We start from the raw sequence: 24,129 nt of genomic DNA on the forward strand, positions 1-24,129 counted from the left end.
TAAAATTACTCAAGCTTTGCCCTTTGCGAGTGTACTCACCCTTCCAGCAACTGGTTCAGAAATGAATAGCGGTGGGGTAGTCACCAGAAAATCGACCCAAGCCAAATTGTCATTTAGCAGCCCCTATGTTTTTCCGCAATTTTCCGTACTCGATCCGAATAAAACTTTTAGTTTGCCGACGCGCCAGTTAGCAAATGGCGTGGTTGATGCATTTATTCATGTCATGGAACAGTACTTAACTTACCCTGTCAATGCACAAGTACAAGATCGTTTTGCCGAAGGTCTATTGCAAACTCTGATTGAGATTGGGCCGAAAATCTTGGAAGATTCAGCAGATTATGACACGCGTGCGAATTTGATGTGGGCTGCTAGCATGGCACTGAATGGGCTAATTGGAGCTGGTGTACCACAAGATTGGTCAACCCATTTGATTGGGCATGAGCTCACGGCTTTACATGGTATTGATCATGCTCGTACCTTGGCCATTGTGTTGCCGGCCAATCTACAAGTGCGTCGTCAAGAGAAGCGAGAAAAATTACTACAGTATGCAGCTCGAGTCTGGCAGATTGTCGAAGGTGATGAAGAACAACGTATTGATACTGCTATTGCTCGTACTCGAGCCTTCTTTGAGCAACTTGGATTGCCGACTCGTCTTAGCGATTATGGACTGGGGGAGACGGATATTGAGATCATCATTACGCAACTTAAATCACACAATCTTACACAGCTAGGCGAACATAAAACTGTTTCATTAGAGATCAGTCGCCAAATTCTCGAGACGAGTATCTAAATAAGCGTATCTGTCATGGTCACGCTACACGACAAGTGATCATGCAACAATGCTCCTCAATCCTGAAAAATATCGGAGAAATAACATGAAAATTTTAATCGTTTTAACCTCACATGATCAACTTGGCAATACGGGTAAGAAAACAGGTTTCTGGCTAGAAGAACTTGCTGCACCGTATTACACCTTTATTGACTCTGGTGCTGAAGTTACGCTGGCGTCGCCTCAAGGTGGGCAGCCACCACTAGATCCTAAAAGTAATTTAGCCGATGCGCAAACTGAAGCCACTCATCGTTTTGAAGCTGATCCAACTGCAATGCAAGCATTGGCACAGACGCATAAACTTAGCGAAATTTCTGTAGCTGATTATGATGCAGTGTTTTATCCAGGCGGGCATGGCCCATTGTGGGATTTAGCAGAAGATCCGATTTCAATTTCTCTGATTGAACAGGCGATTCAGTCTGGCAAACCTGTTGCAGCAGTGTGTCATGCCCCAGGTGTTCTTCGTCATGTGAAAGCGAGTAATGGAGCGCCTTTAGTCAGCGGTAAATTAGTCACTGGTTTTAGCAATACTGAGGAGGCTGCTGTAGGCTTGACTGAAATTGTACCATTTTTAGTCGAAGACATGCTTAAAGAAAATGGTGGTCATTATTCTAAAGTAGATGATTGGCAAGTACATGTTCAAGTAGATGGCTTGCTGGTTACTGGACAAAATCCAGCCTCTTCTGCTGCAACTGCTACAGCATTACTTCAATTGTTGAAATAAAGAGTAGCTAGCGTCTGTTGTGGTGCTTAGCAGTGAATAACTTCTGACTCTGAGCAACGGGCGCAATAAGCAAAATAACCCTCACTTAATGGTGGAGGGTCTGAGTTAATAGCTTTCTTTCCTTTATTTTTCTATATACAGGAAGGAAGGGTATTTTTTAATTTAGATCAATTAAGTCATGATTACTTGGATACAATGAAGTGAAAGACAGCATACTTTTTCAAAACTTAAGCTTAGGCCCTTATGTTTTGCGAAACCGTATTGTATTGCCACCATTAACGCGGTCGCGCAGTACTCAGCCAGGGAATATTCCAAATGAATTGATGGCAACCTATTATCAACAGCGTGCCGGGGCAGGATTTATGGTCACCGAAGGTACGCAAATCGAGCCACGTGGTCAAGGCTATGCTTGGACTCCCGGTATTTACAGCCCTGAACAGATTGCTGGATGGCGTAAAGTGACTGAAGCAGTGCATGCTAAAGGAGGCATTATTTTTGCACAACTTTGGCATGTTGGGCGTGTTTCACATACATCTTTGCAACCTAATCATGCATCACCGGTCGCACCCTCGGCTATTAGGGCTGATAGTAATGTTAAAGTGTTTATTGAGACCGGGCCTAATGCTGGGACCTTGGCTGATCCTTCAATGCCACGTGCTTTAAGCAATGCAGAAGTTAAAGAATTAGTGCAACTCTATGCTCAAGCAGCACGCAATGCCTTGGCTGCTGGTTTTGATGGGGTTGAAATTCATTGTGCAAATGGTTATTTGGTAAATCAATTTATCTCTGCACATAGTAACCACCGTGAAGATGAATATGGGGGATCACTAAACAATCGTTTGCGTTTTTTACGTGAAGTAGTACAGGCAGTTGCTGAGGTGGTTGGTGCAGATCGTTTAGGAGTGCGTTTTGCCCCGCTATTTGAAAGTACAGAGGAAGATCGTGTTTACATGGGGTTGGTTGAAGATGATCCACATGTGACTTATATTGAAGCCATAAAAATACTTGAAGAAGTTGGGATTGCCTATTTATCGATTGCAGAAGCTGATTGGGATAATGCACCAGAACTTCCTCATGATTTTCGTAAAGATGTCAGAGACACTTTCAGTGGTCGGATTATTTATGCAGGTCGATATACGGCAGAAAGAGGGACTCGAATTTTAGAGGCAGGGCTGGCCGATTTAATTGCATTTGGACGCCCATTTATTGCGAATCCAGATTTACCCGATCGCATCGCCAATGGCTGGCCATTGAATGCAGTAGATGCAAGCACTATGTATGGTGGGACGGAAAAAGGCTATATTGATTATCCAGCTTACGCAGATTAATATTGACTTAATGAGTTATTTTGCCAACCTTTGTGGTTGGCAAAATAACGACTTAGGATTGCTGTTGCCAGCACAATTTCTTCTTAAAACAGGCTCTTAAAATTTTTTAGCTGTGTAATGAGCCAACCTGCCAGTGGGAAAGAAATCAGTTGCGTTACTGGCACTAATACTATGACTTCAATCAACACCATCATCGGGAAACTTTGATGCTGAGTAATTGGCTTTAATAAAGTGAGTACCAGTAATAGTGTGGGATATAAGCCTAAATATCCGACTAAAATACGAGTCATGAGGGCTTTAGAAGGAGAATTCATTGTGCGCTATACTCATGGATTGTAAATTGATCTAATAGCAACACATTAATAAGTAATTATTGGGCTGCTGTCATTAATTATGTAATTGATATTTAATCTAATTTTTATGAATCTTCACTTTTTAATAGAAATTTAGTTGCTCTCAGAGCTTGATGTAATGGTGTTTTATCTTTTTGCAACTTACTCAGTAATGCTGCACCTAACCACATTTGGTAAAGTACTTGTGCCAACGTCGAGGCCTCAGTATCTGCTTGGATAGACTGATCCTGTTTTCCCAAATCAATTAAACCAGCAATACGTTCGATTACATCATCGACGCCAGCGGACATAATGGAGCGCATATCTTCAGATAGATCGGCAACTTCTGCGGCAAGTTTCACAATTAAACAGCTATCCGCCCAACCACACTGTGTTTCAGGATCTTCTATCCATAAATTAAAATACTCAATCAGCTTTTGATAAGGGGATTTATCGCTACGCCATACATCATTTAAACGGACTTGGTAATTGTCTACATAATGCTGTACCAATTCACATCCGAAAGCTTCCTTGGATTGGAAATAATGATAAAACGAGCCTTTGGGGATCTCACAGCTCTGTAAAATTTCCTGTAATCCTACACCGGTAAAACCTTTATGCAAAATCAGGTCTGAACTAGTGTTAAGAATGTGTAAGCGTTTCGCTTCAGACTTTTTAATAGGATTAGGCTTCATATTAATTATTTACTCTATTGTAAAAAATAGACCAGTCGTATTGTTTTTTAGTATAACTCATCTACAATGGTTGTAAAGAAATTTTAATCATAATTTTTGATTGTGAAGAGAAATACTTCTAAATAAAACATGGAGTTATATTTGTGAAAACAGTTATTAATCAACGCATCGTTTTAGCTAAACGGCCAGTGGGTGAGCCAAAACACAGCGATTTTCGTATTGAGCAAATTGAGCTCAATGAACTTAAACAAGGCGAGATATTGTTAAAGACCATTTACTTGTCACTCGATCCTTATATGCGTGGTCGCATGAGTGATGCTCCTTCATATGCAGCACCGGTTGAAATTGGCGAAGTGATGGTCGGTGGAACAGTCAGTCAAGTGGTGGCCTCTAAAAACCCAAAATTTAAAGAAGGCGAGTGGGTTCTTTCCGGAAATGGCTGGCAGAGCTACGCAATTTCTAATGGGTCTGCCTGTCAAAGCTTAGGTATGCAACCTGAACATCCATCTTGGGCATTGGGTATTTTGGGAATGCCAGGATTTACTGCTTATATGGGGTTGTTGGACATTGGCCAGCCTAAAGCTGGTGAAACTTTGGTCGTTGCAGCTGCAACAGGACCTGTTGGTGCTACGGTTGGACAGATTGGCAAACTTAAAGGTTGTCGCGTGGTTGGCGTCGCAGGTGGGGCTGAAAAATGTCGTTATGCAGTAGAAGAACTCGGCTTCAATGCTTGTATCAATCATCATGATGAAAATTTTGCAGAACAATTACAACAAGCAGCTCCCAACGGTATTGATATTTATTATGAGAATGTGGGGGGTAAAGTGTTTGATGCTGTATGGCCATTGCTTAACTCTGCGGCACGTGTACCGGTGTGTGGTGTGGTTTCCCAGTATAACGCTACCGAGCAAGCACAAGGGCCAGACCGTTTACCGGGCTTTATTTCTACCCTTTTAAAAAAACGTATTCGCATGCAAGGCTTTATTATTTTTGATGATTATGGCAGTCAGTATCCGGAATTCTATCAGCAAATGTCTGAATGGTTGAAAGACGGAAAAATCAAATATAAAGAGCATATGGTGCAAGGTTTAGATAACACGATCAATGCTTTCAATGGTATGTTGAAAGGCGAAAACTTTGGCAAAGTCGTTGTAAAAATTTAAAAAAATAGGAATTATCATGATTACACTACATCATTTAGATCAATCACGTTCTTTTCGCATTTTGTGGTTACTTGAAGAAATCAAGCAGCCTTATGAGCTGAAACGCTATTATCGTGACTCAAACACGCATTTGGCCCCTGACTCTTTAAAAACCATCCATCCTTTAGGGAAATCTCCAGTATTGGAATGGGATGGCAAAGTTATTGCAGAGTCAGGCGCAATCGTTGAGTTATTAATTCAGAAACTTGCGCCGCATTTAGGACCTGATATGGATGAACCTACCTATGTCGATTATCTACAGTGGATTCATTTCTCAGAAAGCTCTGCCATGCTGCCATTTTTATTAAAAACGTTTAATGCGATTGAAACCAAGCAGGGTACGAAGTTGGTATTTCTAGAAAATTATACCCAAGTTGAGTTCGATAAAGTATTTAGCTATTTAAATGAATATTTAAAAGATAAAGAGTTTCTAGTGGCAGACCGTTTAACCGGTGCTGACTTTATGATGGGCTTTGGACTACATGCTTTAGTTTATCATATGGGACAAGGTGAAAATTATCCCCATATCCAACGTTATGTAGCAGGTTTAAGCCAACTACCTAGCTGGCAAGCCGCAGTACAAATTGAACAAAATGGTGTGAAAAGTCAAAAATAGCAAGATTGATTTTTAAGGCAATTGAGAAAAAGAATCGTGATTGTCAAGTACAGCTAGTTATAAAATAAGCTGACACATATTTAAGTAAACGCCTAATGAATTTCATCGGGCGTTCTCTATTTTAAAGATAAGGAATTACCATTATTTAAGACAAGTTGCGCCTGTTCTTCCACTGTAAATTCCTATCAAAAGAGCTTGAATATCGTGACGGTTACGTTGAAAGATATAATCAACTTTTGAAAGAAAGAAACGTGGCTAACGCACAGCAAGATTAAATTATTCCTCGGGGTCTTAAACAAGTAAACTACATCATTTTACTAACATAAACACATATACGTAAAAATCAGGCCCCGTTTAACTGGCAATAGTTTTTGAACTCTTGTATAAAAGCTTAAAAGAATCTAGCAAGTCTTTATTTAATGTTAATATTCATCCAGTATTGAGGTTTTTTATCTTTTCTTGCCTGTGATCTAGGTTGTAATACTCTAATTTCATACTCACCTGAAGCAGGTAAAATATAAATACCATTATCATCAAGCTCTGGAGAATATTCTCCAAGATTGATGGAGTCTTTTAATTGATTACCCCTGCTCTCAGCATGGCTGTTGGCAATCATAAACCATCTCGAAAATTAATCGTTCACTCGGACAGAGGAAGCCAATATTGCAGCCATGAATATCGCAATATGATTGAAAAATATGGATTTCAGGCTTCGATGAGTAAAAAAGGCGATTGCTACAATAATGCACCAAATCAAATGGCAGAGGACTTTTACAAGTTGCCTGCCTAGAATCTCCTAAGTAAGAGTGTCCTGTTAATCCAGCAAACATCAATTCCCGATAAGCCGAAAAGTCCGAAGCAAAGAGATAAATTGAGTTTATAAAACTAGGTGTTTCCCCCCCCCAAAAAAAAGCCACTGGATTTCCACCTATGCCTATACAACTCTAAATCTGCTACAATTACGCCAATTTTGAATTCCCACTTTTTCAGTTTTAGTACATATTTAGAAATGTGTACATAACTGTGTACATATTGTAGATTTTTCTTATGTTTAAAGATGAATTAGCTAGAGAAGTAAAGGCTCGTAGAACCTTTGCCATCATTTCCCACCCCGATGCGGGTAAGACCACCATGACAGAAAAACTGTTGTTATGGGGTAAGGCGATTCAAGTTGCTGGTATGGTAAAAAGCCGTAAGTCTGATCGTTCTGCAACGTCGGACTGGATGGAAATGGAAAAAGAACGCGGTATCTCGATTACCACATCGGTGATGCAGTTCCCTTATAAAAAGCACACCATTAACTTACTTGATACACCGGGGCATGAAGACTTCTCAGAAGATACTTACCGTACCTTGACCGCAGTGGACTCTGCGTTGATGGTGATCGATGGTGCAAAAGGTGTCGAAGAACGTACCATTAAATTGATGGAAGTGTGTCGTATGCGCGACACACCAATCATTTCATTTGTGAACAAAATGGACCGTGAGATTCGCGAGCCTTTAGAGTTGCTCGATGAAATTGAAAATGTCCTGAATATTCGCTGTGTGCCGATTACATGGCCTTTAGGTATGGGGCGTGATTTTGCGGGTGTTTACAATCTGCTTGAAAACAAACTGTATGTCTATAAAGCAGGTTTTGGCTCAACCATTACCGATATTGAAGTGCGTGATGGCTATGACCATGCCGATATTCGTGAAAAAGTCGGTGAGTTGGCGTGGGCTTCCTTTGAAGAATCACTTGAATTGGTGCAAATGGCAAATGAACCATTAGACCGTGAGTTATTCCTACAAGGTAAACAAACTCCTGTATTGTTTGGTACGGCATTGGGTAACTTTGCGGTTGACCATGTCTTGGATACCTTTATTAATTGGGCGCCAGAGCCGAAGGCACATCCAACGCAAGAACGTATTGTGGATGCCAATGAAGAAGGCTTCACAGGCTTCGTGTTTAAGATTCAGGCCAATATGGACCCGAAACACCGTGACCGTATTGCCTTTATGCGTATTTGCTCAGGTAAATATGAAAAAGGCTTGAAAATGAATCATGTGCGTATTGGTAAAGATGTCCGTATCAGTGATGCATTGACTTTCCTTGCGGGCGAGCGTGAGCATTTGGAAGAAGCTTGGCCGGGCGATATTATTGGTTTACATAACCACGGTACCATTCAGATTGGTGATACCTTTACCAGCGGTGAAAATCTTCATTTCACAGGGATTCCACACTTCGCACCTGAAATGTTCCGTCGTGTTCGCTTAAAAGATCCATTGAAATCGAAGCAATTGCAAAAAGGTTTGAAAGAATTATCTGAAGAGGGTGCAACTCAGGTCTTCATGCCACAAATCAGTAATGATCTGATTGTCGGTGCGGTCGGTGTGTTACAGTTTGATGTGGTTGCTTATCGTTTAAAAGAAGAATATAAAGTGGACTGTATTTATGAGCCTGTCAGTGTACATACGGTTCGTTGGGTGCATTGTGATGACGAAAAGATTCTGAATGAGTTTAAGAAAAAAGCGCATGATCAACTTTCAGTTGATGGCGGTGGCCACTTAACTTATCTTGCACCAAGTCGCGTAAACTTGCAGTTGATGCAAGAACGCTGGCCAGATATTCAGTTCCGTAACACACGAGAACACTAAACTGCACAAAAACAGCTTCTAATTAGAGGCTGTTTTTAATTGAACGAACTAAAAATAAAGGATGATGCAATGAACACTTTAAAACCACTTTTAGCTGTCAGTATGATGATTGGCATGATGGCTTTAACGGCATGTGATCATCCGAATAAAAATGAAAGTACTGCAGAGCAGACCAAAGAACAGGCTGCGTCATCAGTCGAAAAAGCCGAAGTTCTCCCTTATTTAAATATGAAAGAAGCCAAGGCAGATTATGCTTTGCCATTTTGTGAAAAGAAAAATTGTATTGATGTCGACATTCAAACCATTAAAACACAGGATGATTGGCTGAATGCGTGGATTGCGAAAAATCAGGCCAACGTGATTCAACAGCAGATTGAGTTAAATAAGAATCTAACCTTGCAACAAGCGATTAATGCCTATGTAAAAAAGTCGGATGAATGGCAGGATAAATATTCTAAAAATAAGGCTTATGAACTGCATTTAAATACCCGAATTGCTTCACAGCGAAATCAATATGTATTGTTGCAAGTTGGGGTAAATGCGCAGCAAGAGGATATTGCGGTGAAAGATCGTTTCTATTTCTTTGTCGCAGATCGCAAGCTACAAAAAAGTGTCAGCGTCTTAGACGTGATTCAAAAGAATCAGCAAAATGCATTAAACGAAATTATTCAGACGCATTACCAACAATGGATTGAGAAGCAATCTTCAGAAGTGAAAAAGCAGCTGCCGAAAAAATTGTATTGGGGGCAGGCAGATTGGTTCTTTGATGGTGAGGGCATTGGATTACATTATCGTGCCAACGAAATTAGTAAGGATGCACCACAACTGGATATCTATCTCAGCACTGAACAAAGTAAACAGATGCTACAAGCTGAAATTTATCAGCAAATGTTCTAATCAGATAGAGTACAAGATTTTTGAGATTCGTATAGAAATTGCATGCACTGCTAGCGGTTTTGTATGAAGTTCGATAGCATTTAAAAATCTTGTGTAATAACAATGCTGATAGGTTTTAAATGAAAACAATTGCTAAATTTAGCGTGCTTGCTTGTGCAATTTTACTTGCTGCTTGCCAGCCGAAATCAGAACCTAAAGAATCACAGGATAAACCGACAGATCCGCCAGCGGCACAGCAAACTGCCGAGCCGATTTTGCGTGGTGAAACAGTGAAGCTACAGGTGACTTTACCTGAATGTAAAGGTAATACCTGCCCCGATTTTACCGTTGAACGATTACAAAGTAATTTCCCCTTTATTGACCAGTTACTGGATCAGCAGATTCTCGATCAATTGAGTAAAATGCTCGATGTCGTTGATGCCGATGCTTCAGCAGCATCTGCACCAAAAACGACTGAGCAAAAAACAGGTTTAGATGCTCAGGCACAAGCTTATGCCAATGCCTTTGTTAAAATTGACGAAGAGTTAAAAGCGCTCAGTAGTAGTCATCAGATCAGCTTGATGATTAAGCCAAAGATTTTACAACCGAAAGGAACATTGGCAACCGTAGTGTTGAATAGCAGTAGTTATTTGGGTGGGGCACATGGCTCGACTTCACAACGCTATTACAACTTTGATTTAACCACTCAAAAACAGGTGCAGCTACACGACTTATTGTTGCCGAAGCAAAAAGCGAGTTTAGACAAATTGGCACATGAGGCGTTTAAAACATGGATTGTCGATTCCAAACTTGCAACAGATCCGAAGGAGTATGAACAGGCTTGGCCTTTCCAAGTCACCGATAATTTCTTATTGGGTGAACAGGGTTTAATTCTGCAATATGGCGAATATGAGATTGGTCCTTATGTCGTCGGTTTACCGCGATTAGTGATTCCATTTAGTGAGTTACAAGGCGTGTTAAAACCTGAATATTTACCAAAAATTGATACGCCAGCAGCATCTACCCCCGCTGCAAGTACGCCAAGTCAAAGTTAATGCAACTGTTCGATACCCATACCCATTTTGATGTTGCCGATTTTGATCATGATCGGCAACATCTGGCTGAACAAGCAAAACAGGTTGGGGTCGATGCTTTGGTGTTAATCGGTTTTGTTGAATCCCGATTCGATGAGCTGATCCACACCCATCAACAATTACACGCTTGGGATAAGGTGCCGACTTCTTATCTGGCACCTGGCTTGCATCCTTTTTATATCGAACAACATCAGCCAGAACATTTACAGCGACTTGAGCAAGTCTTACAGCAGCATGACTGTGTGGCTGTAGGTGAAATCGGTTTAGATACTTTTTTAAAACAACATAAACAGCCTGAACTATTTGCCAAGCAACAACATTATTTTATTGAGCAATTGGCATTGGCAACACAGTATCAAAAGCCTGTGCTATTGCATATCCGTAAGGCACATGCAGAAACCCTTGCCATTTTAAAAACACAAAAATTCAAATTGGGTGGCATTGCCCATGCGTTTAGTGGTGGTGTCGAAGAAGCCAAAGCCTTGGTTAAACTGGGCTTTAAAATTGGGGTGACAGGACAAATCACCAATCCAAATGCTAAAAAGCTGCATCAAGTGGTACAAGCGATAGGCAGTGAAAACTTGGTGATTGAAACCGATTGTCCAGATATGACGCCGTTGTGTTGCCAAACTTCGACCGAGCATCGTACCCGTAATACCCCAGTCAATTTACCTTATGTTCTAGAAAGTTTGGCTCAGACCCTTGGCCTGCCTGAGTTGCAGCTGGCTGCACAAGTATGGCAAAACTCATTGGCTGCGTTGCGACTTAAATTTTAAGAGAATAAGCAAATAATCTCGTTAAAAATAAGATACTAAAAGGGAACACATACTTTTCTAAACAGGGGTACATTAAAAGAACAATTTGATAATAAACAAATCAGCCAATACTGGGAGGGTAACCTTATGGCCAGATATAGCAAAATCAATAGTTTCAATGCATTACAAACACTCACCGTCGGTTCGACATCTTATCAAATCTATAGTTTAGCGCGAGCAGCTGAAACACTTGGCAATATTGATAAATTGCCAAAGTCTTTAAAGGTTTTGCTAGAAAATTTACTCCGTTTCGAAGATCAAAAAAGTGTAAAAGTGGAGCATATTCAGGCCTTGGTTGATTGGCAGAAAACCAAAAGTTCTGATCAGGAAATTCAATATCGCCCTGCACGGGTGTTAATGCAGGATTTCACTGGTGTTCCAGCAGTGGTCGATCTGGCTGCGATGCGTGCCGCAATGTCTCAAGCAGGCGGTGATCCTAACCTGATCAATCCTTTGTCACCCGTTGATCTGGTCATTGACCATTCGGTGATGGTTGATCATTTTGCTGATGAAAATGCCTTTGCCGAGAACGTTGAAATTGAAATGCAACGCAATGGTGAGCGTTATCAATTCCTACGTTGGGGACAATCTGCATTTAATAATTTTAGTGTGGTGCCACCCGGTACAGGGATTTGCCACCAAGTCAATTTAGAATACTTAGCGCAAGCGGTCTGGTTAGGTGATGATGAAGGTCAGGTTTTTGCTTTTCCAGATACCTTAGTTGGAACAGATTCACATACCACCATGATCAATGGCCTTGGTGTACTTGGTTGGGGTGTGGGCGGGATTGAAGCCGAAGCAGCGATGCTTGGGCAACCTGTATCCATGTTGATTCCAGAAGTGATCGGATTCAAACTCACAGGCAAATTGAATGAAGGCATTACTGCGACCGATTTGGTTCTGACCATTACCCAAATGCTGCGTCAAAAAGGCGTGGTGGGTAAATTCGTTGAGTTTTATGGTGATGGTTTGGCTGATTTACCATTGGCTGACCGTGCGACCATTGCCAATATGGCACCTGAATATGGAGCAACCTGTGGTTTCTTCCCGATTGATGATGTGACATTGGGATATTTAGCCTTAACTGGCCGCAAACAAGAACGTATAGATTTAGTCGAAGCCTATAGTAAACAACAAGGATTGTGGCGTCATGCAGGCGATGAACCTGTATTTACCGATACCTTGAGTCTGGATATGAGTACCGTACAAGCCAGTCTGGCTGGGCCAAAACGTCCACAAGATCGGGTTTTGTTGGGTGATGTTCCGAAAACATTTAATGCATTGATGGAGCTGAATTTAAAACCTGCGAAAGAAGCCAAAGAACGTTTAGAGAATGAAGGCGGCGGAGGTACTGCTGTTGAAGCCAAGAAAGCGAATTTAGCGCATGAAGAACCTGCTTGTACCATTGATGGAAAATCGTATCCATTGAAGGATGGTGATGTGGTGATTTCAGCAATCACCTCATGTACCAACACCTCCAATCCAAGTGTGATGTTAGCTGCGGGGCTATTGGCTAAAAAAGCAATTGAAAAAGGTCTGCAACGCAAACCATGGGTGAAAAGCTCGCTGGCTCCGGGCTCTAAAGTGGTCACTGATTATTTAGCGGCTGCAGGTGTAACACCATACTTGGATGAGTTGGGTTATAACTTGGTTGGTTATGGTTGTACCACCTGTATCGGTAACTCTGGGCCTTTACCTGAACCGATTGAAGAAGCAATTCAGTGCCATGATTTAAATGTTGCTTCGGTGCTTTCAGGTAACCGTAACTTTGAGGGACGTGTTCATCCATTGGTAAAAACCAACTGGTTGGCGTCTCCACCTTTGGTCGTGGCTTATGGTTTAGCGGGGAATATCCGTACTGATTTAACCACCCAACCAATTGGACAAGGCAAAGATGGACAAGATGTTTATTTGAAAGACATTTGGCCAAGTCAGTTTGAAATTGATCAAGTACTGCAAAAAGTGAATACCGACATGTTCCATAAAGAATATGCAGCAGTATTTGATGGTGATGCAACTTGGCAGGCGATTCAGATTCCACAAAGCCAAACTTATGCGTGGCAAGATAATTCGACTTATATTCGCCATCCACCATTTTTTGAGGAAATTAACCAGCCTCCGAAAGCCATTAGCAATATTGAACAGGCACGCATCTTGGCGGTATTGGGCGACTCAGTCACCACTGATCATATCTCTCCTGCAGGGAATATCAAGAAAGACAGCCCTGCAGGACGTTATTTACAGCAGCAGGGAGTTGAACCGAAAGATTTCAACTCTTATGGTTCTCGACGTGGTAATCATGAAGTGATGATGCGTGGGACTTTTGCCAATATCCGAATCAAGAATGAAATGCTGGGTGGTGAAGAAGGTGGTAATACCATTTTTATTCCAACGGGTGAAAAGCAGGCCATCTATGATGCATCCATGCTGTACCAGCAACAGAAAACACCGTTGGTGATTATTGCAGGTAAGGAGTATGGAACGGGTTCGTCACGAGACTGGGCTGCAAAAGGGACCAATCTCTTAGGCGTTAAAGCGGTTATTGCTGAAAGTTTTGAACGGATTCACCGCTCTAATTTGGTCGGTATGGGCGTATTGCCATTACAGTTTGTGGATGGGCAAACACGTCAATCCTTGAACCTCACTGGCCGTGAAGTACTGTCGATTCATGGATTATCTGATGATATCCAACCACATCAAACTTTGGATATTCAGGTACAACGAGAAGATGGCAGTCAAGACCAATTCAAAGTGTTATGTCGTATTGATACCTTGAATGAGGTGGAATATTTTAAAGCAGGTGGTATCTTGCATTATGTATTACGAAATCTGATTGCTGCATAACGAAACACACTCTTAAATCAAAGATGAAAGCTGGTCTTTCATCTTTTTTTGTTTGAATTTCAAGCATTCAGCGTTAAGGTAGTCAAGCCCGATTAAATTGGATAAAGGCTTTGAATCAGTTACCTCGCTATGTTTATTATCTCTTGGTTGCACAGGCCTTTAACTTAATTGCTGCGGTGTTGTCTGTTACCGTGGCTGCAATTGTGGGGTTAAAGTTAGCGCCAACTCAGGCTTTGGCTACAGTTCCGTATGGTTTGCAGTTTTTAGCGATGTTACTGACCACTTTTATTTTTTCTTTTCTAATGAAAAAGCTTGGGCGGCATTTGGTTTTCCAGTTTGGTTGCATCTGTCTTTTCTCTGCTGGTGTTCTCGGTTATTTGGCTCTACAGCAGCAACAGTTTTATTTATTATGCCTGAGCCATTTTTCACTAGGTTTATTTATCTCAACTGCGAATTTTTATCGCTTTGCTGCTTCTGATCGTTTGGCCACTGATTTAATTCCAAAAGCCACCGCGATGGTGATTTCGGGTGGGGTGATCGCAGCAATTATTGCACCGATGTTGGCAATTCAGTTTCAACAGGTAGCAGGCTTACCCGATTTCACTGCGATCTATTTCATCTTTAGTGTCTTGGCCTTATTGCTCTCTCCGACTTTGTATCTATGGAACAAAAAATTCCAACGCCAGCAAACACAGCAGGTGCTAATTGAACCAACCCAGCGTAGCAAACTGCCAAGCACGTTGATTATCGCTGCGGTGATCAGCGGTGCATTTGCCTACTATATTATGAATGTCATGATGATTATGTCCTCTTTGCATCTCAAGGAACATCACTCATTTCATTATGCTTCGATCTCGATTCAGTTACATGTATTGGCGATGTTTATCCCATCTTTCTTTGTGTCAAAGCTGATACAACGCTGGGGAACGCATACCACGATTTATGTTGGTTTTGCTTTGTTGATGTTATCGTCTTTAATTCCAATGTTTGGACAGGTCGGCATCTATATTAATGCTGCCTTGATCGTGCTGGGCGTGGGCTGGAATTTTGCTTATTCAGGTGCATCAACCTTGTTAGCGGGTCTTAACGAGCAGCAAAAACATCGTGTCCAAGGCATCAATGAAACTGGAATTGCTTTGTTTGCGACCTTAGGGGCATTTTTACCTGCACCGATTTTGAGTAGCCTCGGATGGATCAATGCAAACCTGTTGGCTTTGTGCATGAGCCTGATCGTTTTTATCTTGTTGGTGATTTTAATTCGTCGAGATCAACCATCAAGTAAAGTTTCACTGGGCTAACCTAAAACCAGTTAAACACGGTAAAATAGTGCTTTGACTGCAAAGATAGACCACGACTGTGATGACCGATGTTCCTGTAAATGATGAATATGAGCGCCGTTTTGCGGGTGTCGCCAAAATTTATGGAGAAACTGCCTTTTCGCATTATGAACACAGTCATGTCATGGTGATTGGAATTGGTGGCGTCGGCAGTTGGGCTGTTGAGGCACTGGCGCGGACAGGGATTGGTGAACTGACCTTAGTCGATATGGATGTGGTGGCCGCATCGAATATTAACCGTCAATTGCCAGCGATGAGTTCAACATTGGGGCAAGAAAAAATCGAAGTGATGGCGGAGCGTTGTCGTCAAATTAATCCACGTATGAAAGTAAACGTGATTGATGATTATCTGACGCCTGAAAATGTCAAAGAGATTCTAAATCCAGTGCCAAGCATTGTTCTGGATTGCATTGATGACGTCAAAGCTAAACTTGCCTTGATGCTACATTGTCGTTTTAACAAAATCCCATTGATTGTTTCGGGTGGTGCAGGTGGCAAACTCGATCCACTGAAGATTCGTGTCGCAGATTTATCCAAGACCGAACAAGACCCAATGTTAGCGAAGCTGCGTACTCAACTGCGTTCCATGGGAATTTGTAAAAAACCAAAAGAGAAATTCGGCATTACTTGCGTGTATTCGATCGATAATCCATTTTCAAGCGCAGATGTTTGCCCAAGTGCGGGTCTACGCTGTGGCGGATATGGTTCGGCGGTGGTGGTGACTTCAAGCTTTGCCATGGTCGCAGTGGCTGAAGTCTTGAAAAAGCTGGATCGTATGCAGATTAGCAAATAGTTGTTGAGGGTGATCAGCCCTTATTTAACAGGCATTTAACAACCACGGCAATTGAGCTAAATTGATTAGTGATAGATAAAAAAGTAGAGAATAATCAACATGAGTGTAAAAAATACTTTAGTCAATACAGAACAGCTTATATCAAACAATCAAAATAGTTATGCAGAGTTTTGGCAATGGTTTCAGAAGCATCAGCATGAGTTTTATCAAATATTAAATGCAAAGAATCAAGACGCAATCCAAGAAGGTTTTTTTGATAAATTATGGACTGAATTAGTGAATGTTCATGATGGAATTTTTTTCCTAGCAGGAATGGCCGATGAACACACAGCTGAACTGATATTGACACCAGATGGGGTGATTCGAAATATTATCTTTGTAGAAGAACTTATTGCCGCAGCACCTGAAATTACAGGGTGGAAATTTACAGCCCTTAAACCCGCTAGTGAAATCCATCAGACCTGTATTGGCATGCATGACTATGAATTTAGTCAAGACACCTTATCTTTTTATTTAAAAGACCACCCTGAATGTCCAGATGAAATAGATCTCTTTGTGGTTCATGATGAATATAATGAAGCGCAAAAAAGTGAATTTTTACAAGGAGTTTATATTTTCTTAGACAATTACTTAGGAGAATATGATTCGGTAACCAAACTCGATCAAGTTTCAGTACAATCCAGACAAGATGCTGAAAAAGAATTAATGCCGATTGCAAATTTAAAGAAAATTTTAACCTTAAAGAACAGTGAAATTTCTCGTTTTGATAAAGTGACTCGCTCAAATACAGATGAGGATGAATATATAAGTTTAGAAGGGGAGACCCATGAGGGTTTGCCACTTATTGCGACGTTGAATAGTACATTATTAGCGTGGGATAAAAAAGCATCGCATCCTTGGTTGATGATTATTGAAATACCTTATGATGGTGAAAATTTTAACGGTATGCCACCATCAAATGAATATGAGTTGCTTGAAAGTATTGAGCAGACATTAGTGGCTGAGTTAAAAGATGTAGAAGGGTATTTAAATATCGGTCGAGAAACTGGCAATAATTTAAGAACGATATACTTTGCTTGTAAAGATTTTAGAAAACCATCCAAGATAATTGACCAAATTATTCAAAATAATAGAGATAATTTTGAAATTGATGTTAGTTTTTTCAAAGATAAATATTGGCGTTGTCTGAATAAATTTGGGAGATAAAAAGCGTCATCAATTGAATGCTAAGGTAAATAGATCATTGCTATCTAACTGCTATTACTCAAATTCATGCAAATAGTATTTTTATGATGACTAGAGGAACTATGTCCATAGCGATTGAGCTACTTGGGTATATAAGTTTGGTGAGTTCATAATGACTCACCATAGGTTAAGCCTGCGGATACTGTGGTGCTAAGCGGTAATAGCTATACGTCACATTCGGATCTTTATAGACATCATAGCTAGTTTGCTTATAGTCAGACACCCATTGTGAACCGGTAAAGCCTGCAATGTGCCCATAGCGATGCTTTTTAGTGCGGTGGATAATGTAAATATCACCAGGTTGTGGGTTGTTAAATTCAGGATTAATTTTCTGATAACCAATTTGCTGTAAGGTGCGTCCCCAGTCTGATGCTGCAACAGGGTGCTGTACAATTTTAGCACCTGCTGACTGTAAAGCGATTCTGACAAATTTGGCACATTGCGATGAGCTACGATAAGACGCTCTTTTAGCCAACTTTTGAGAGAATTTACTGACATCAATGGCTGGCTCTGATGGAGCCTTCGGCATTTCTCGATAAGGAATAACCACCTGTTGCGAAGGTGGGTGAATCATACTGTGATCAACTGAAGGTACATCATAAATCATTGTGAATCTCTACCGCATTTTCAAAACAACTGAACGTGTGCCAGAATTTATTACGGCGCCCATAGTAAGCGATAAATCTTAAAAAAACTGAAATGTAACGTAATAATATAACATTTGAGCTGTTATACAGATCACTTAGCTAAATTGCTATTTAAGAATCTTTTTCATTATCAGTAAGTTGTTGGTTGATTAGTTTAGATAAAATGATTTGTAAGATTATATTTCATTTTTGATTAAAAAATAGACATATTGGCGTGGGTATTAGATCTGCTTTGATGCATAGTTTTTATATAAGTTTATGTTTAATATCATGATATTTAGTAAATTGTTTGAGGTGATCTGTCCTGCGAAATCTTCTGATTTTCATCAGCATAGTGCAATGAATTCAGCCATATATCAAAGATTTTGTTTTGAATAGCTGAGTGTTTAAAATATTCAGTTCAATATTGCGATGCTTGATGGTGAATACTTTAATATCAATCACCTTCTTCTGAATAAAAAACAGAGCCATTTCCTAAGACTGCTTTTTGCATAAAATCTAAAAATATTCCTTTGACTGACATCAGTATTGCAGTACTTGCCATGGCACCATTCCTGAACGTATAGTGATGCGCCGCGTTATGTTGAAGCTGCGCAGAATGTTAAATATTGAGTTTGAGGGAAATCGTATATGAAAAGGACATTACTGACTTCCTTTGTTTTTGCCAGTATCAGTTTGGGATGTTCACAGTCTAATGAGGCAAAAAATCAAAGCAATACGCAAGCACGAACGTCAGATATACACTCAAATAAGCAACATTTCGTCAATCATCCTGAGCTTAAGGCATGGGTCGGGCATTATTCTGGTGTCGTTCCATGTGCGACTTGCGTAACCAGTTGTGATGGCTGTTTGGGTACAGGAATTGATCTTAAAATCAACGCAGATCAAACCTTTGTCTTGGAACAAAGCAATAATAATGATAATAGCCCAGCTAAAATTTATGCAGGACAATTTAAGTTTCTGGATAATGATCAATTAAAGATTCAGCTACAAGGTGTTCCCACCCGAAATATGATTATGTTAGGTGATGAACTGACTGAAATCATTGATACAAAAACACAGCTGCCTTTTGATTCTTATGAAGAGTTCCAGTTAGCTAAAAAAGCTTAACTTTGGTTATATTCTTATTGAAAGTGCATCGGTCATGCTGAGCCGTGACACATTTTTAAAGATCGACAAATCCTGCCCTCAAGGGACATCAATTTTGGTTGCTTCTGGAAGATGTAATTGCGAAATTACGCTTGAGCATAACCATGAGTTTAAGTGGTTAAGCTCAAGTGATTGGTGAGACTTTTAGCTTATCGCAAGCTTAGTGGTAGTGGAACATAGCGGATTGCGCCATGTTCCGAAGCCGAAAAGTGATGTTTAGTAGATTAGATTAGTTCTGATGCTCTTTTAAATAATCTTCAGTGCGTTGCATCGCAGCCTGAATATTTTGAATGGCCTGTTCAATATCAGCGATGGTTTTGGCATTACCGCCACTCAGCGCTTGACGCCATTTACGTGCGCCTGGCAAGTTTTGAAATAAGCCCAGAATATGACGCGTGATAATTGAAAGCGGTGCACCCTCAGCAACACGCTGATGAATATAAGGCATCATTTGCTGCATGATCTCAAAACGATCAGGTGCTTCCAGATTCCAGAGTTGGCCCATCTCTGCCAATAAATACGGATTGTGATAAGCCTCACGACCAATCATCACCCCATCAACATGCTGTAAATGTTGCTGTGTTTCTTCAAAGGTTTTAATCCCGCCGTTAATCTCAATGGTAAGGTGCGGACGTTCTTGTTTAAGACGATAGACATCTTCATAGCGCAAGGGTGGAACTTCACGGTTCTCTTTTGGAGATAAACCCTGCAAGATAGCAATACGCGCATGTACGATAAAATGGGTACAGCCTGTTGCTGCTACCGTATCGACAAAATGTAGCATTTCTTCATAGGAGTGCATGTCATCAATCCCGATACGATGTTTTACCGTCACCGGAATTGAAACAGCTTTTTGCATACTGTGAATACATTCAGCCACCAGATTGGGTTCAGCCATGAGACATGCACCAATCTTATTATTCTGCACACGGTCACTTGGGCAACCTACATTTAAATTGACTTCGTTATAACCCCAGTCTTCAGCCATTTTGGTACAGGTGGCTAAATCTTGTGGATTTGAGCCGCCGAGTTGTAACACAATTGGATGTTCTTGTTGGTTGAAGTCTAAATGACGGTTTGCTCCACCATAGATAATCGCACCCGTGGTCACCATCTCTGTATAGAGAACCACATTTGGATTAAATAAGCGTGCAAAAAAACGGTAATCCTTTGTTGTCCAATCCATCATCGGCGCGACGGAAATACGTGGCTTTAATGATTCAAGTGATTGCATAAACGGATCTCGGATGTGGACAAGAAAAGAAAGGGCAGCATTATACGAGTTTTGTGATCAATTCACCAATGCTGATCCCCGTCACTTCAATTTTCACCATGCGGATGAATATCTAGGAGGTGAGCATATTGCTTCTCTTCGTCAAAAGATGGTCGAAGAAACTAAACAACATACAGGCAAAGACCAGACTGATTCCAGCCAAACACGTCATGCTCCAGCCGCCGTGATTCCATGCAAAAATGCCGAGTGCCGAACCACAGGCTCCACCAGTAAAGTAGGCAGTCATATAAATGGCATTGATACGGGATTTTGCATCAGGACGTAATCGGAAAATCACACTCTGATTGCTGGTATGGACTAAGGCCAATGCCAACTGAATCAATGCAAAGCCGAGGATATAACTGAGTAACACGGTTTGCCCAAAATAGAAGCAGATCCAGCTCAAGATAAATAAAGCACAACCCATCCAAGTTAATTGGCTGGTATAGCCTTGATCTGCATATTTACCTATATATTGCGTAGAGAGGGCACCAAAGATCCCGACCAAAGGCACCATACCAATTAAAAGGTCTTGCAGATGATGGGCCGAGGTCAACAGTAGTGCAATGGTTGAATATAGAATACTGACTGCAGCGAAAGCAAAACTGCCTGCAAGCGCACGTAAGACTAAGCGTTTCTCTTGCTTGAGTAATTGCGCCATGGAAACAAAGACTTGCCCATAATTCATTTTCATGCGCATGGCATAAGGTAAGCGGCTTTTCAGTGCATAGGCCAAGATCAGCATGAGCATGCCACTGACCACATAAATGACTTTCCAATGAAACAGATTAGAAAACAAGCCTGCAAGACTGGTTGAGAGTAAAATACCGACCAGCAATCCACTCATCAAGAAGCCAATCACTTCACCTGTTTTTTCTGGTTTTACGGTCATGGTTGCAAGTGGAATCAATACCTGTGCAGCAACTGAGAATAGTCCAGCCATGACCGTACCAAGCCAAAGCATAGGTAAGTTGATGGAGAAAGCACTAATAAATAGGCCAACAGCACATAACACCATCAATAAAGGAATGAATTTAGTTTTATTGACCACATCGCCCATTGGCACAATAAACAGTAAGCCCAATGCATAAGAGACTTGAGCAAAGGTTACCGTGAGCGCTGCTTGTCCTTCAGTCACTGCAAAATACTGCTGAATCGAGTGAATCAAAGGCTGACTATAATAGTTGGCACCCGCACACAAACCACATGCTGCAGCCATAAACCAAAGTAAGGTTTTATTTTGACTAATATCTTGAGGGGCAGACATAATTTTCTCTATTACTGGTTTATGCGGTATAAGCGGTTGCTTCAACTTCAATTTGCATCCCTGTTAATGCCAAGTGTGATACAGGAATAAGGGTGCAGACAGGAAAGGCATGCTGCGGCCATAAGTGTTGTATGGTTTTAGCCAAGATTTGAAGTTTCTCCGCATTGTGATCAACCACCAATATCCGTAAAACCGCAATGTCTGATAGTTGTGCTTGTGCTGAAGTTAAAGCGTGTTGGATATTATAGAAGACTTGTTGTACCTGTTGGTCAAAATCTTTAGAGAGCTCACCATTTTTATTTTCACCGCCCTGACCGGCAATATGAATAGTACGCATATTGGGTGGAACAATGCTCACATGACTATAGCCATTACTGCGTGGATCATAAAGTTCACTGGGATTGATCATTTTAAATGTCGGTTTCATCGTGACACATCATATGGAAGATGGAGATGACTCAGTATCAAAGCTCAATCTAACTTGAGGTCAAGAATATTTTGAGCCTAAAGCCAGCAAAAGTCCGAATAAATGAGCGATTTCTCAGTATTTTGGTTTTTAAAAAATTAAATTGAAGAGACGGATTGAGTGGGTGTTTAATATTTGCACCAATATTGTGCAATAAAGCAGCTTTTGCTAGACAAAACCATACAAATATCACTTGAAAAAATGCCTATTTAAGTTTTTTCCATTCTTTTAAATTTTTCTGAGCAACTAATTTCATCTAATTCAGATTTACTGATAAGCAAAAATCGTCTTTCATTCTCACTCTTTGATGGCTTGTTATAAATTGTTAGTTAAAACTTGCCGAAAAGACCAATAAAAGTTCAGACAAGCCAATCCCTCGCCACAACTGCATGATTATGATGCCGATTCAACCAATACATTGGTAGAGCGTCAAAGAAATAACCAATGTCGATGAAAATGGATTTGGTTAAACGCTCCTGATGATCAGGATGAGAGGTAGAGATGTTGAATAGATACCGCTGTGATTGTCCAAATCAGGAAGGGCACAGTATAGAAATGAACCGATTCAGTGCGTAAGCGGTCAGATTTGTATGTGAAGAAGAGATGGACGATCTGCGTTGTTCGATCAAAAGGCAAACCTGCGGATCATACAAGCTCTAAATATAAATGTGAATCATCAGTTCAAAATATAGGTATTTATTAAATAAATATTGGGTGGAAATTTAAAAAAGTTCCATTAGAATCCAAATTTCTACAAAGAATACTCCTGGGGGAAACATTGCTCTTGGCGATGTTTACTTAAGAAAAACTAGCTTGAGGAACGCTCATGCAGATCGGAATCCCAACCGAAACTGTTGCAGGTGAAAGTCGTGTAGCGGCAACACCAGAAACAGTGAAGAAGTTGATTAACGCAGGTCATAGTATTGTCATTCAACGTGGTGCTGGAGTTAAAGCAGCGTATATTGACAGTGCTTATGAACAAGTTGGCGCAACCATTACGGACGATGCATATACAGGCAGCCAAATTATTTTGAAGGTACGTGCCCCTAAAGGTGACGAAATTCAAAAGCTTGCGGCGAATACGACTGTAATTGCAATGTTTGACCCTTACCGCAATCCAGAATTAGACCAGTTTGCAACTCAGCAAGTGTCTGCTTTTGCATTGGAATTACTGCCACGTACGCTATCACGCGCACAAAACATGGACGTACTTTCTTCTCAAGCAAACTTGGCGGGTTATAAGTCTGTATTGTTAGCTGCGGCTGAATATCAACGTATGTTCCCAATGTTAATGACGGCTGCAGGTACTGTAAAACCTGCACGTGTTGTGATTATGGGTGTTGGTGTTGCAGGTCTTCAAGCGATTGCGACTGCGAAACGTTTAGGTGCTGTTGTGGAAGCAACAGATTTGCGTCCAACAGCAAAAGAGCAGGTTGAATCTCTAGGCGGCAAATGGCTAGACGTGCCAATGTCCGATGAGGAAAAACAACGTGCTGCTGAAGCTGCGAAAAGCGGTTATGGTTGGCAGCCGGGTGAGCAATACATCAAAGATCAAGCTGCGATTGTAGATAAAGCTGTATCAAATGCTGACATCGTAATCACCACTGCATTGATTCCAGGTCGTAATGCTCCGCGTTTAATTAAAGCTGAAACCGTTGCCAAAATGAAACCGGGTTCTGTCATTTTAGATATGGCTGTTGAAACTGGCGGCAACGTGGAAGGTTCTAAAGAAGGCGAAACAGTCACAACTGAAAATGGTGTGAAGATTTTGGGTATTCCAAATATTCCAGGCACAGTTGCGACTGAAGCATCGGCACTGTATGCACGTAACGTTTTTAACTTCCTTGAGACATTATTCGACAAAGACAAAGCCTTTGCGATCAATCAAGAAGATGAAATCCAAAAAGCGTTACTCGTGACTCATGGCGGTCAAGTACTGCTCAAGCGCGGTTAAGGAGAG

Annotated in this window: 21 protein-coding genes and 2 pseudogenes; 16 read left to right on the forward strand and 7 right to left on the reverse strand. The window is 40.9% G+C overall.

What is annotated here, in order from left to right; all coding sequences use genetic code 11:
* The 3 genes from B2727_RS07105 to B2727_RS07115 form a co-directional block, all read left to right on the forward strand.
* Nucleotides 1-790, forward strand: a 790-nt coding sequence (locus B2727_RS07105) for an iron-containing alcohol dehydrogenase (protein WP_291348696.1), incomplete at its 5' end; no start/stop codon positions are given.
* Nucleotides 791-875: 85 nt separating this feature from the next.
* Nucleotides 876-1,553, forward strand: coding sequence for a type 1 glutamine amidotransferase domain-containing protein (locus B2727_RS07110; protein ID WP_031956405.1), 678 nt, complete (start codon nucleotides 876-878; stop codon nucleotides 1,551-1,553).
* 200 nt (nucleotides 1,554-1,753) lie between these two features.
* Complete coding sequence (locus B2727_RS07115; protein ID WP_291348701.1) at nucleotides 1,754-2,881, forward strand: alkene reductase; 1,128 nt, start codon at nucleotides 1,754-1,756, stop codon at nucleotides 2,879-2,881.
* A gap of 83 nt (nucleotides 2,882-2,964) precedes the next feature.
* Here B2727_RS07115 and B2727_RS07120 read toward each other — a convergent pair whose 3' ends face one another.
* Together B2727_RS07120 and B2727_RS07125 are read right to left on the reverse strand one after the other, a co-directional pair.
* On the reverse strand, nucleotides 2,965-3,195 hold the full coding sequence (locus B2727_RS07120) for a hypothetical protein (RefSeq protein WP_005206927.1): 231 nt from the start codon (nucleotides 3,193-3,195) through the stop codon (nucleotides 2,965-2,967).
* A gap of 104 nt (nucleotides 3,196-3,299) precedes the next feature.
* Complete coding sequence (locus B2727_RS07125; protein ID WP_005093648.1) at nucleotides 3,300-3,908, reverse strand: TetR/AcrR family transcriptional regulator; 609 nt, start codon at nucleotides 3,906-3,908, stop codon at nucleotides 3,300-3,302.
* Nucleotides 3,909-4,051: 143 nt separating this feature from the next.
* Between B2727_RS07125 and B2727_RS07130 the strand changes: the two genes are divergently transcribed.
* Nucleotides 4,052-5,071, forward strand: a complete 1,020-nt coding sequence (locus B2727_RS07130) for an NADP-dependent oxidoreductase (protein WP_005206929.1) — start codon at nucleotides 4,052-4,054, stop codon at nucleotides 5,069-5,071.
* A 16-nt stretch (nucleotides 5,072-5,087) separates the two neighbouring features.
* Complete coding sequence (locus B2727_RS07135; RefSeq protein ID WP_005206931.1) at nucleotides 5,088-5,726, forward strand: glutathione S-transferase family protein; 639 nt, start codon at nucleotides 5,088-5,090, stop codon at nucleotides 5,724-5,726.
* 412 nt (nucleotides 5,727-6,138) lie between these two features.
* Here B2727_RS07135 and B2727_RS07140 read toward each other — a convergent pair.
* Nucleotides 6,139-6,318, reverse strand: a pseudogene (locus tag B2727_RS07140) (hypothetical protein); the annotation flags it as partial.
* Here B2727_RS07140 and B2727_RS07145 point away from each other — a divergent pair.
* From B2727_RS07145 to B2727_RS07185, 9 genes and pseudogenes are all read left to right on the forward strand, one after another.
* Nucleotides 6,304-6,477: pseudogene (locus tag B2727_RS07145) on the forward strand (DDE-type integrase/transposase/recombinase); the annotation flags it as partial. The pseudogenes B2727_RS07140 and B2727_RS07145 overlap by 15 nt on opposite strands.
* Before the next feature lie 296 nt (nucleotides 6,478-6,773).
* Entirely contained in the window at nucleotides 6,774-8,363 is a 1,590-nt protein-coding gene (locus B2727_RS07150) for a peptide chain release factor 3 (protein WP_005312123.1), read from the forward strand.
* A gap of 69 nt (nucleotides 8,364-8,432) precedes the next feature.
* A complete protein-coding gene (locus B2727_RS07155; RefSeq protein WP_033133799.1) occupies nucleotides 8,433-9,260 on the forward strand; it encodes a hypothetical protein in 828 nt (275 codons plus the stop codon).
* Between the two features lie 119 nt (nucleotides 9,261-9,379).
* Nucleotides 9,380-10,294 carry an RsiV family protein gene (locus B2727_RS07160; protein WP_033133800.1) on the forward strand — a complete coding sequence of 305 codons (915 nt, stop codon included), beginning with the start codon at nucleotides 9,380-9,382 and terminating at the stop codon, nucleotides 10,292-10,294.
* Nucleotides 10,294-11,109: a TatD family hydrolase gene (locus tag B2727_RS07165; RefSeq protein WP_033133801.1), complete on the forward strand. Its 816-nt coding sequence runs from the start codon at nucleotides 10,294-10,296 to the stop codon at nucleotides 11,107-11,109. The genes B2727_RS07160 and B2727_RS07165 overlap by 1 nt, the downstream gene beginning before the upstream one ends.
* 126 nt (nucleotides 11,110-11,235) lie before the next feature.
* The gene (gene acnA / locus B2727_RS07170; RefSeq protein WP_033133802.1) at nucleotides 11,236-13,992 is read left to right on the forward strand and encodes an aconitate hydratase AcnA; all 2,757 of its coding nucleotides are present in this window, start codon (nucleotides 11,236-11,238) and stop codon (nucleotides 13,990-13,992) included.
* Between the two features lie 110 nt (nucleotides 13,993-14,102).
* Nucleotides 14,103-15,290, forward strand: coding sequence for an MFS transporter (locus tag B2727_RS07175; protein ID WP_033133803.1), 1,188 nt, complete (start codon nucleotides 14,103-14,105; stop codon nucleotides 15,288-15,290).
* Nucleotides 15,291-15,351: 61 nt separating this feature from the next.
* Nucleotides 15,352-16,122: a tRNA threonylcarbamoyladenosine dehydratase gene (locus B2727_RS07180; protein WP_033133804.1), complete on the forward strand. Its 771-nt coding sequence runs from the start codon at nucleotides 15,352-15,354 to the stop codon at nucleotides 16,120-16,122.
* A gap of 99 nt (nucleotides 16,123-16,221) precedes the next feature.
* A complete protein-coding gene (locus tag B2727_RS07185; protein ID WP_005312136.1) occupies nucleotides 16,222-17,328 on the forward strand; it encodes a DUF695 domain-containing protein in 1,107 nt (368 codons plus the stop codon).
* 166 nt (nucleotides 17,329-17,494) lie between these two features.
* Here the strand turns inward: B2727_RS07185 and B2727_RS07190 are convergent, their stop codons facing one another.
* Entirely contained in the window at nucleotides 17,495-17,974 is a 480-nt protein-coding gene (locus B2727_RS07190) for a CHAP domain-containing protein (protein ID WP_005184842.1), read from the reverse strand.
* A gap of 670 nt (nucleotides 17,975-18,644) precedes the next feature.
* Between B2727_RS07190 and B2727_RS07195 the strand changes: the two genes are divergently transcribed.
* Nucleotides 18,645-19,124, forward strand: coding sequence for a copper resistance protein NlpE N-terminal domain-containing protein (locus B2727_RS07195; protein ID WP_033133805.1), 480 nt, complete (start codon nucleotides 18,645-18,647; stop codon nucleotides 19,122-19,124).
* A gap of 268 nt (nucleotides 19,125-19,392) precedes the next feature.
* On the opposite strand, the gene dusA is transcribed toward B2727_RS07195, so the two are convergent.
* The 3 genes from dusA to B2727_RS07210 form a co-directional block, all read right to left on the reverse strand.
* Nucleotides 19,393-20,397 carry a tRNA dihydrouridine(20/20a) synthase DusA gene (gene dusA, locus B2727_RS07200; protein ID WP_241345366.1) on the reverse strand — a complete coding sequence of 335 codons (1,005 nt, stop codon included), beginning with the start codon at nucleotides 20,395-20,397 and terminating at the stop codon, nucleotides 19,393-19,395.
* Between the two features lie 112 nt (nucleotides 20,398-20,509).
* Nucleotides 20,510-21,703, reverse strand: a complete 1,194-nt coding sequence (locus tag B2727_RS07205) for an MFS transporter (protein WP_033133831.1) — start codon at nucleotides 21,701-21,703, stop codon at nucleotides 20,510-20,512.
* A gap of 19 nt (nucleotides 21,704-21,722) precedes the next feature.
* On the reverse strand, nucleotides 21,723-22,130 hold the full coding sequence (locus B2727_RS07210) for a RidA family protein (RefSeq protein WP_033133832.1): 408 nt from the start codon (nucleotides 22,128-22,130) through the stop codon (nucleotides 21,723-21,725).
* 865 nt (nucleotides 22,131-22,995) lie between these two features.
* On the opposite strand from B2727_RS07210, the gene B2727_RS07215 reads away from it, so the two are divergent.
* The gene (locus B2727_RS07215; protein WP_004655720.1) at nucleotides 22,996-24,123 is read left to right on the forward strand and encodes a Re/Si-specific NAD(P)(+) transhydrogenase subunit alpha; all 1,128 of its coding nucleotides are present in this window, start codon (nucleotides 22,996-22,998) and stop codon (nucleotides 24,121-24,123) included.
* Nucleotides 24,124-24,129 lie beyond the last annotated feature (6 nt).

The organism is Acinetobacter sp. UBA991, from assembly GCF_002292065.1.
GTDB classification, from domain to species: Bacteria; Pseudomonadota; Gammaproteobacteria; order Pseudomonadales; family Moraxellaceae; genus Acinetobacter; species Acinetobacter higginsii.

Excerpts from the sequence above, each read along its gene's own strand:
- B2727_RS07110 (WP_031956405.1), top strand. The coding sequence starts at position 876 with ATGAAAATTTTAATCGTTTTAACCTCACATGATCAACTTGGCAATACG.
- B2727_RS07120 (WP_005206927.1), bottom strand. The coding sequence starts at position 3,195 with ATGAATTCTCCTTCTAAAGCCCTCATGACTCGTATTTTAGTCGGATAT.
- B2727_RS07125 (WP_005093648.1), bottom strand. The coding sequence starts at position 3,908 with ATGAAGCCTAATCCTATTAAAAAGTCTGAAGCGAAACGCTTACACATT.
- B2727_RS07135 (WP_005206931.1), top strand. The coding sequence starts at position 5,088 with ATGATTACACTACATCATTTAGATCAATCACGTTCTTTTCGCATTTTG.
- B2727_RS07150 (WP_005312123.1), top strand. The coding sequence starts at position 6,774 with ATGTTTAAAGATGAATTAGCTAGAGAAGTAAAGGCTCGTAGAACCTTT.
- B2727_RS07155 (WP_033133799.1), top strand. The coding sequence starts at position 8,433 with ATGAACACTTTAAAACCACTTTTAGCTGTCAGTATGATGATTGGCATG.
- B2727_RS07160 (WP_033133800.1), top strand. The coding sequence starts at position 9,380 with ATGAAAACAATTGCTAAATTTAGCGTGCTTGCTTGTGCAATTTTACTT.
- B2727_RS07165 (WP_033133801.1), top strand. The coding sequence starts at position 10,294 with ATGCAACTGTTCGATACCCATACCCATTTTGATGTTGCCGATTTTGAT.
- acnA (WP_033133802.1), top strand. The coding sequence starts at position 11,236 with ATGGCCAGATATAGCAAAATCAATAGTTTCAATGCATTACAAACACTC.
- B2727_RS07180 (WP_033133804.1), top strand. The coding sequence starts at position 15,352 with ATGACCGATGTTCCTGTAAATGATGAATATGAGCGCCGTTTTGCGGGT.
- B2727_RS07185 (WP_005312136.1), top strand. The coding sequence starts at position 16,222 with ATGAGTGTAAAAAATACTTTAGTCAATACAGAACAGCTTATATCAAAC.
- B2727_RS07190 (WP_005184842.1), bottom strand. The coding sequence starts at position 17,974 with ATGATTTATGATGTACCTTCAGTTGATCACAGTATGATTCACCCACCT.
- B2727_RS07195 (WP_033133805.1), top strand. The coding sequence starts at position 18,645 with ATGAAAAGGACATTACTGACTTCCTTTGTTTTTGCCAGTATCAGTTTG.
- dusA (WP_241345366.1), bottom strand. The coding sequence starts at position 20,397 with ATGCAATCACTTGAATCATTAAAGCCACGTATTTCCGTCGCGCCGATG.
- B2727_RS07205 (WP_033133831.1), bottom strand. The coding sequence starts at position 21,703 with ATGTCTGCCCCTCAAGATATTAGTCAAAATAAAACCTTACTTTGGTTT.
- B2727_RS07210 (WP_033133832.1), bottom strand. The coding sequence starts at position 22,130 with ATGAAACCGACATTTAAAATGATCAATCCCAGTGAACTTTATGATCCA.
- B2727_RS07215 (WP_004655720.1), top strand. The coding sequence starts at position 22,996 with ATGCAGATCGGAATCCCAACCGAAACTGTTGCAGGTGAAAGTCGTGTA.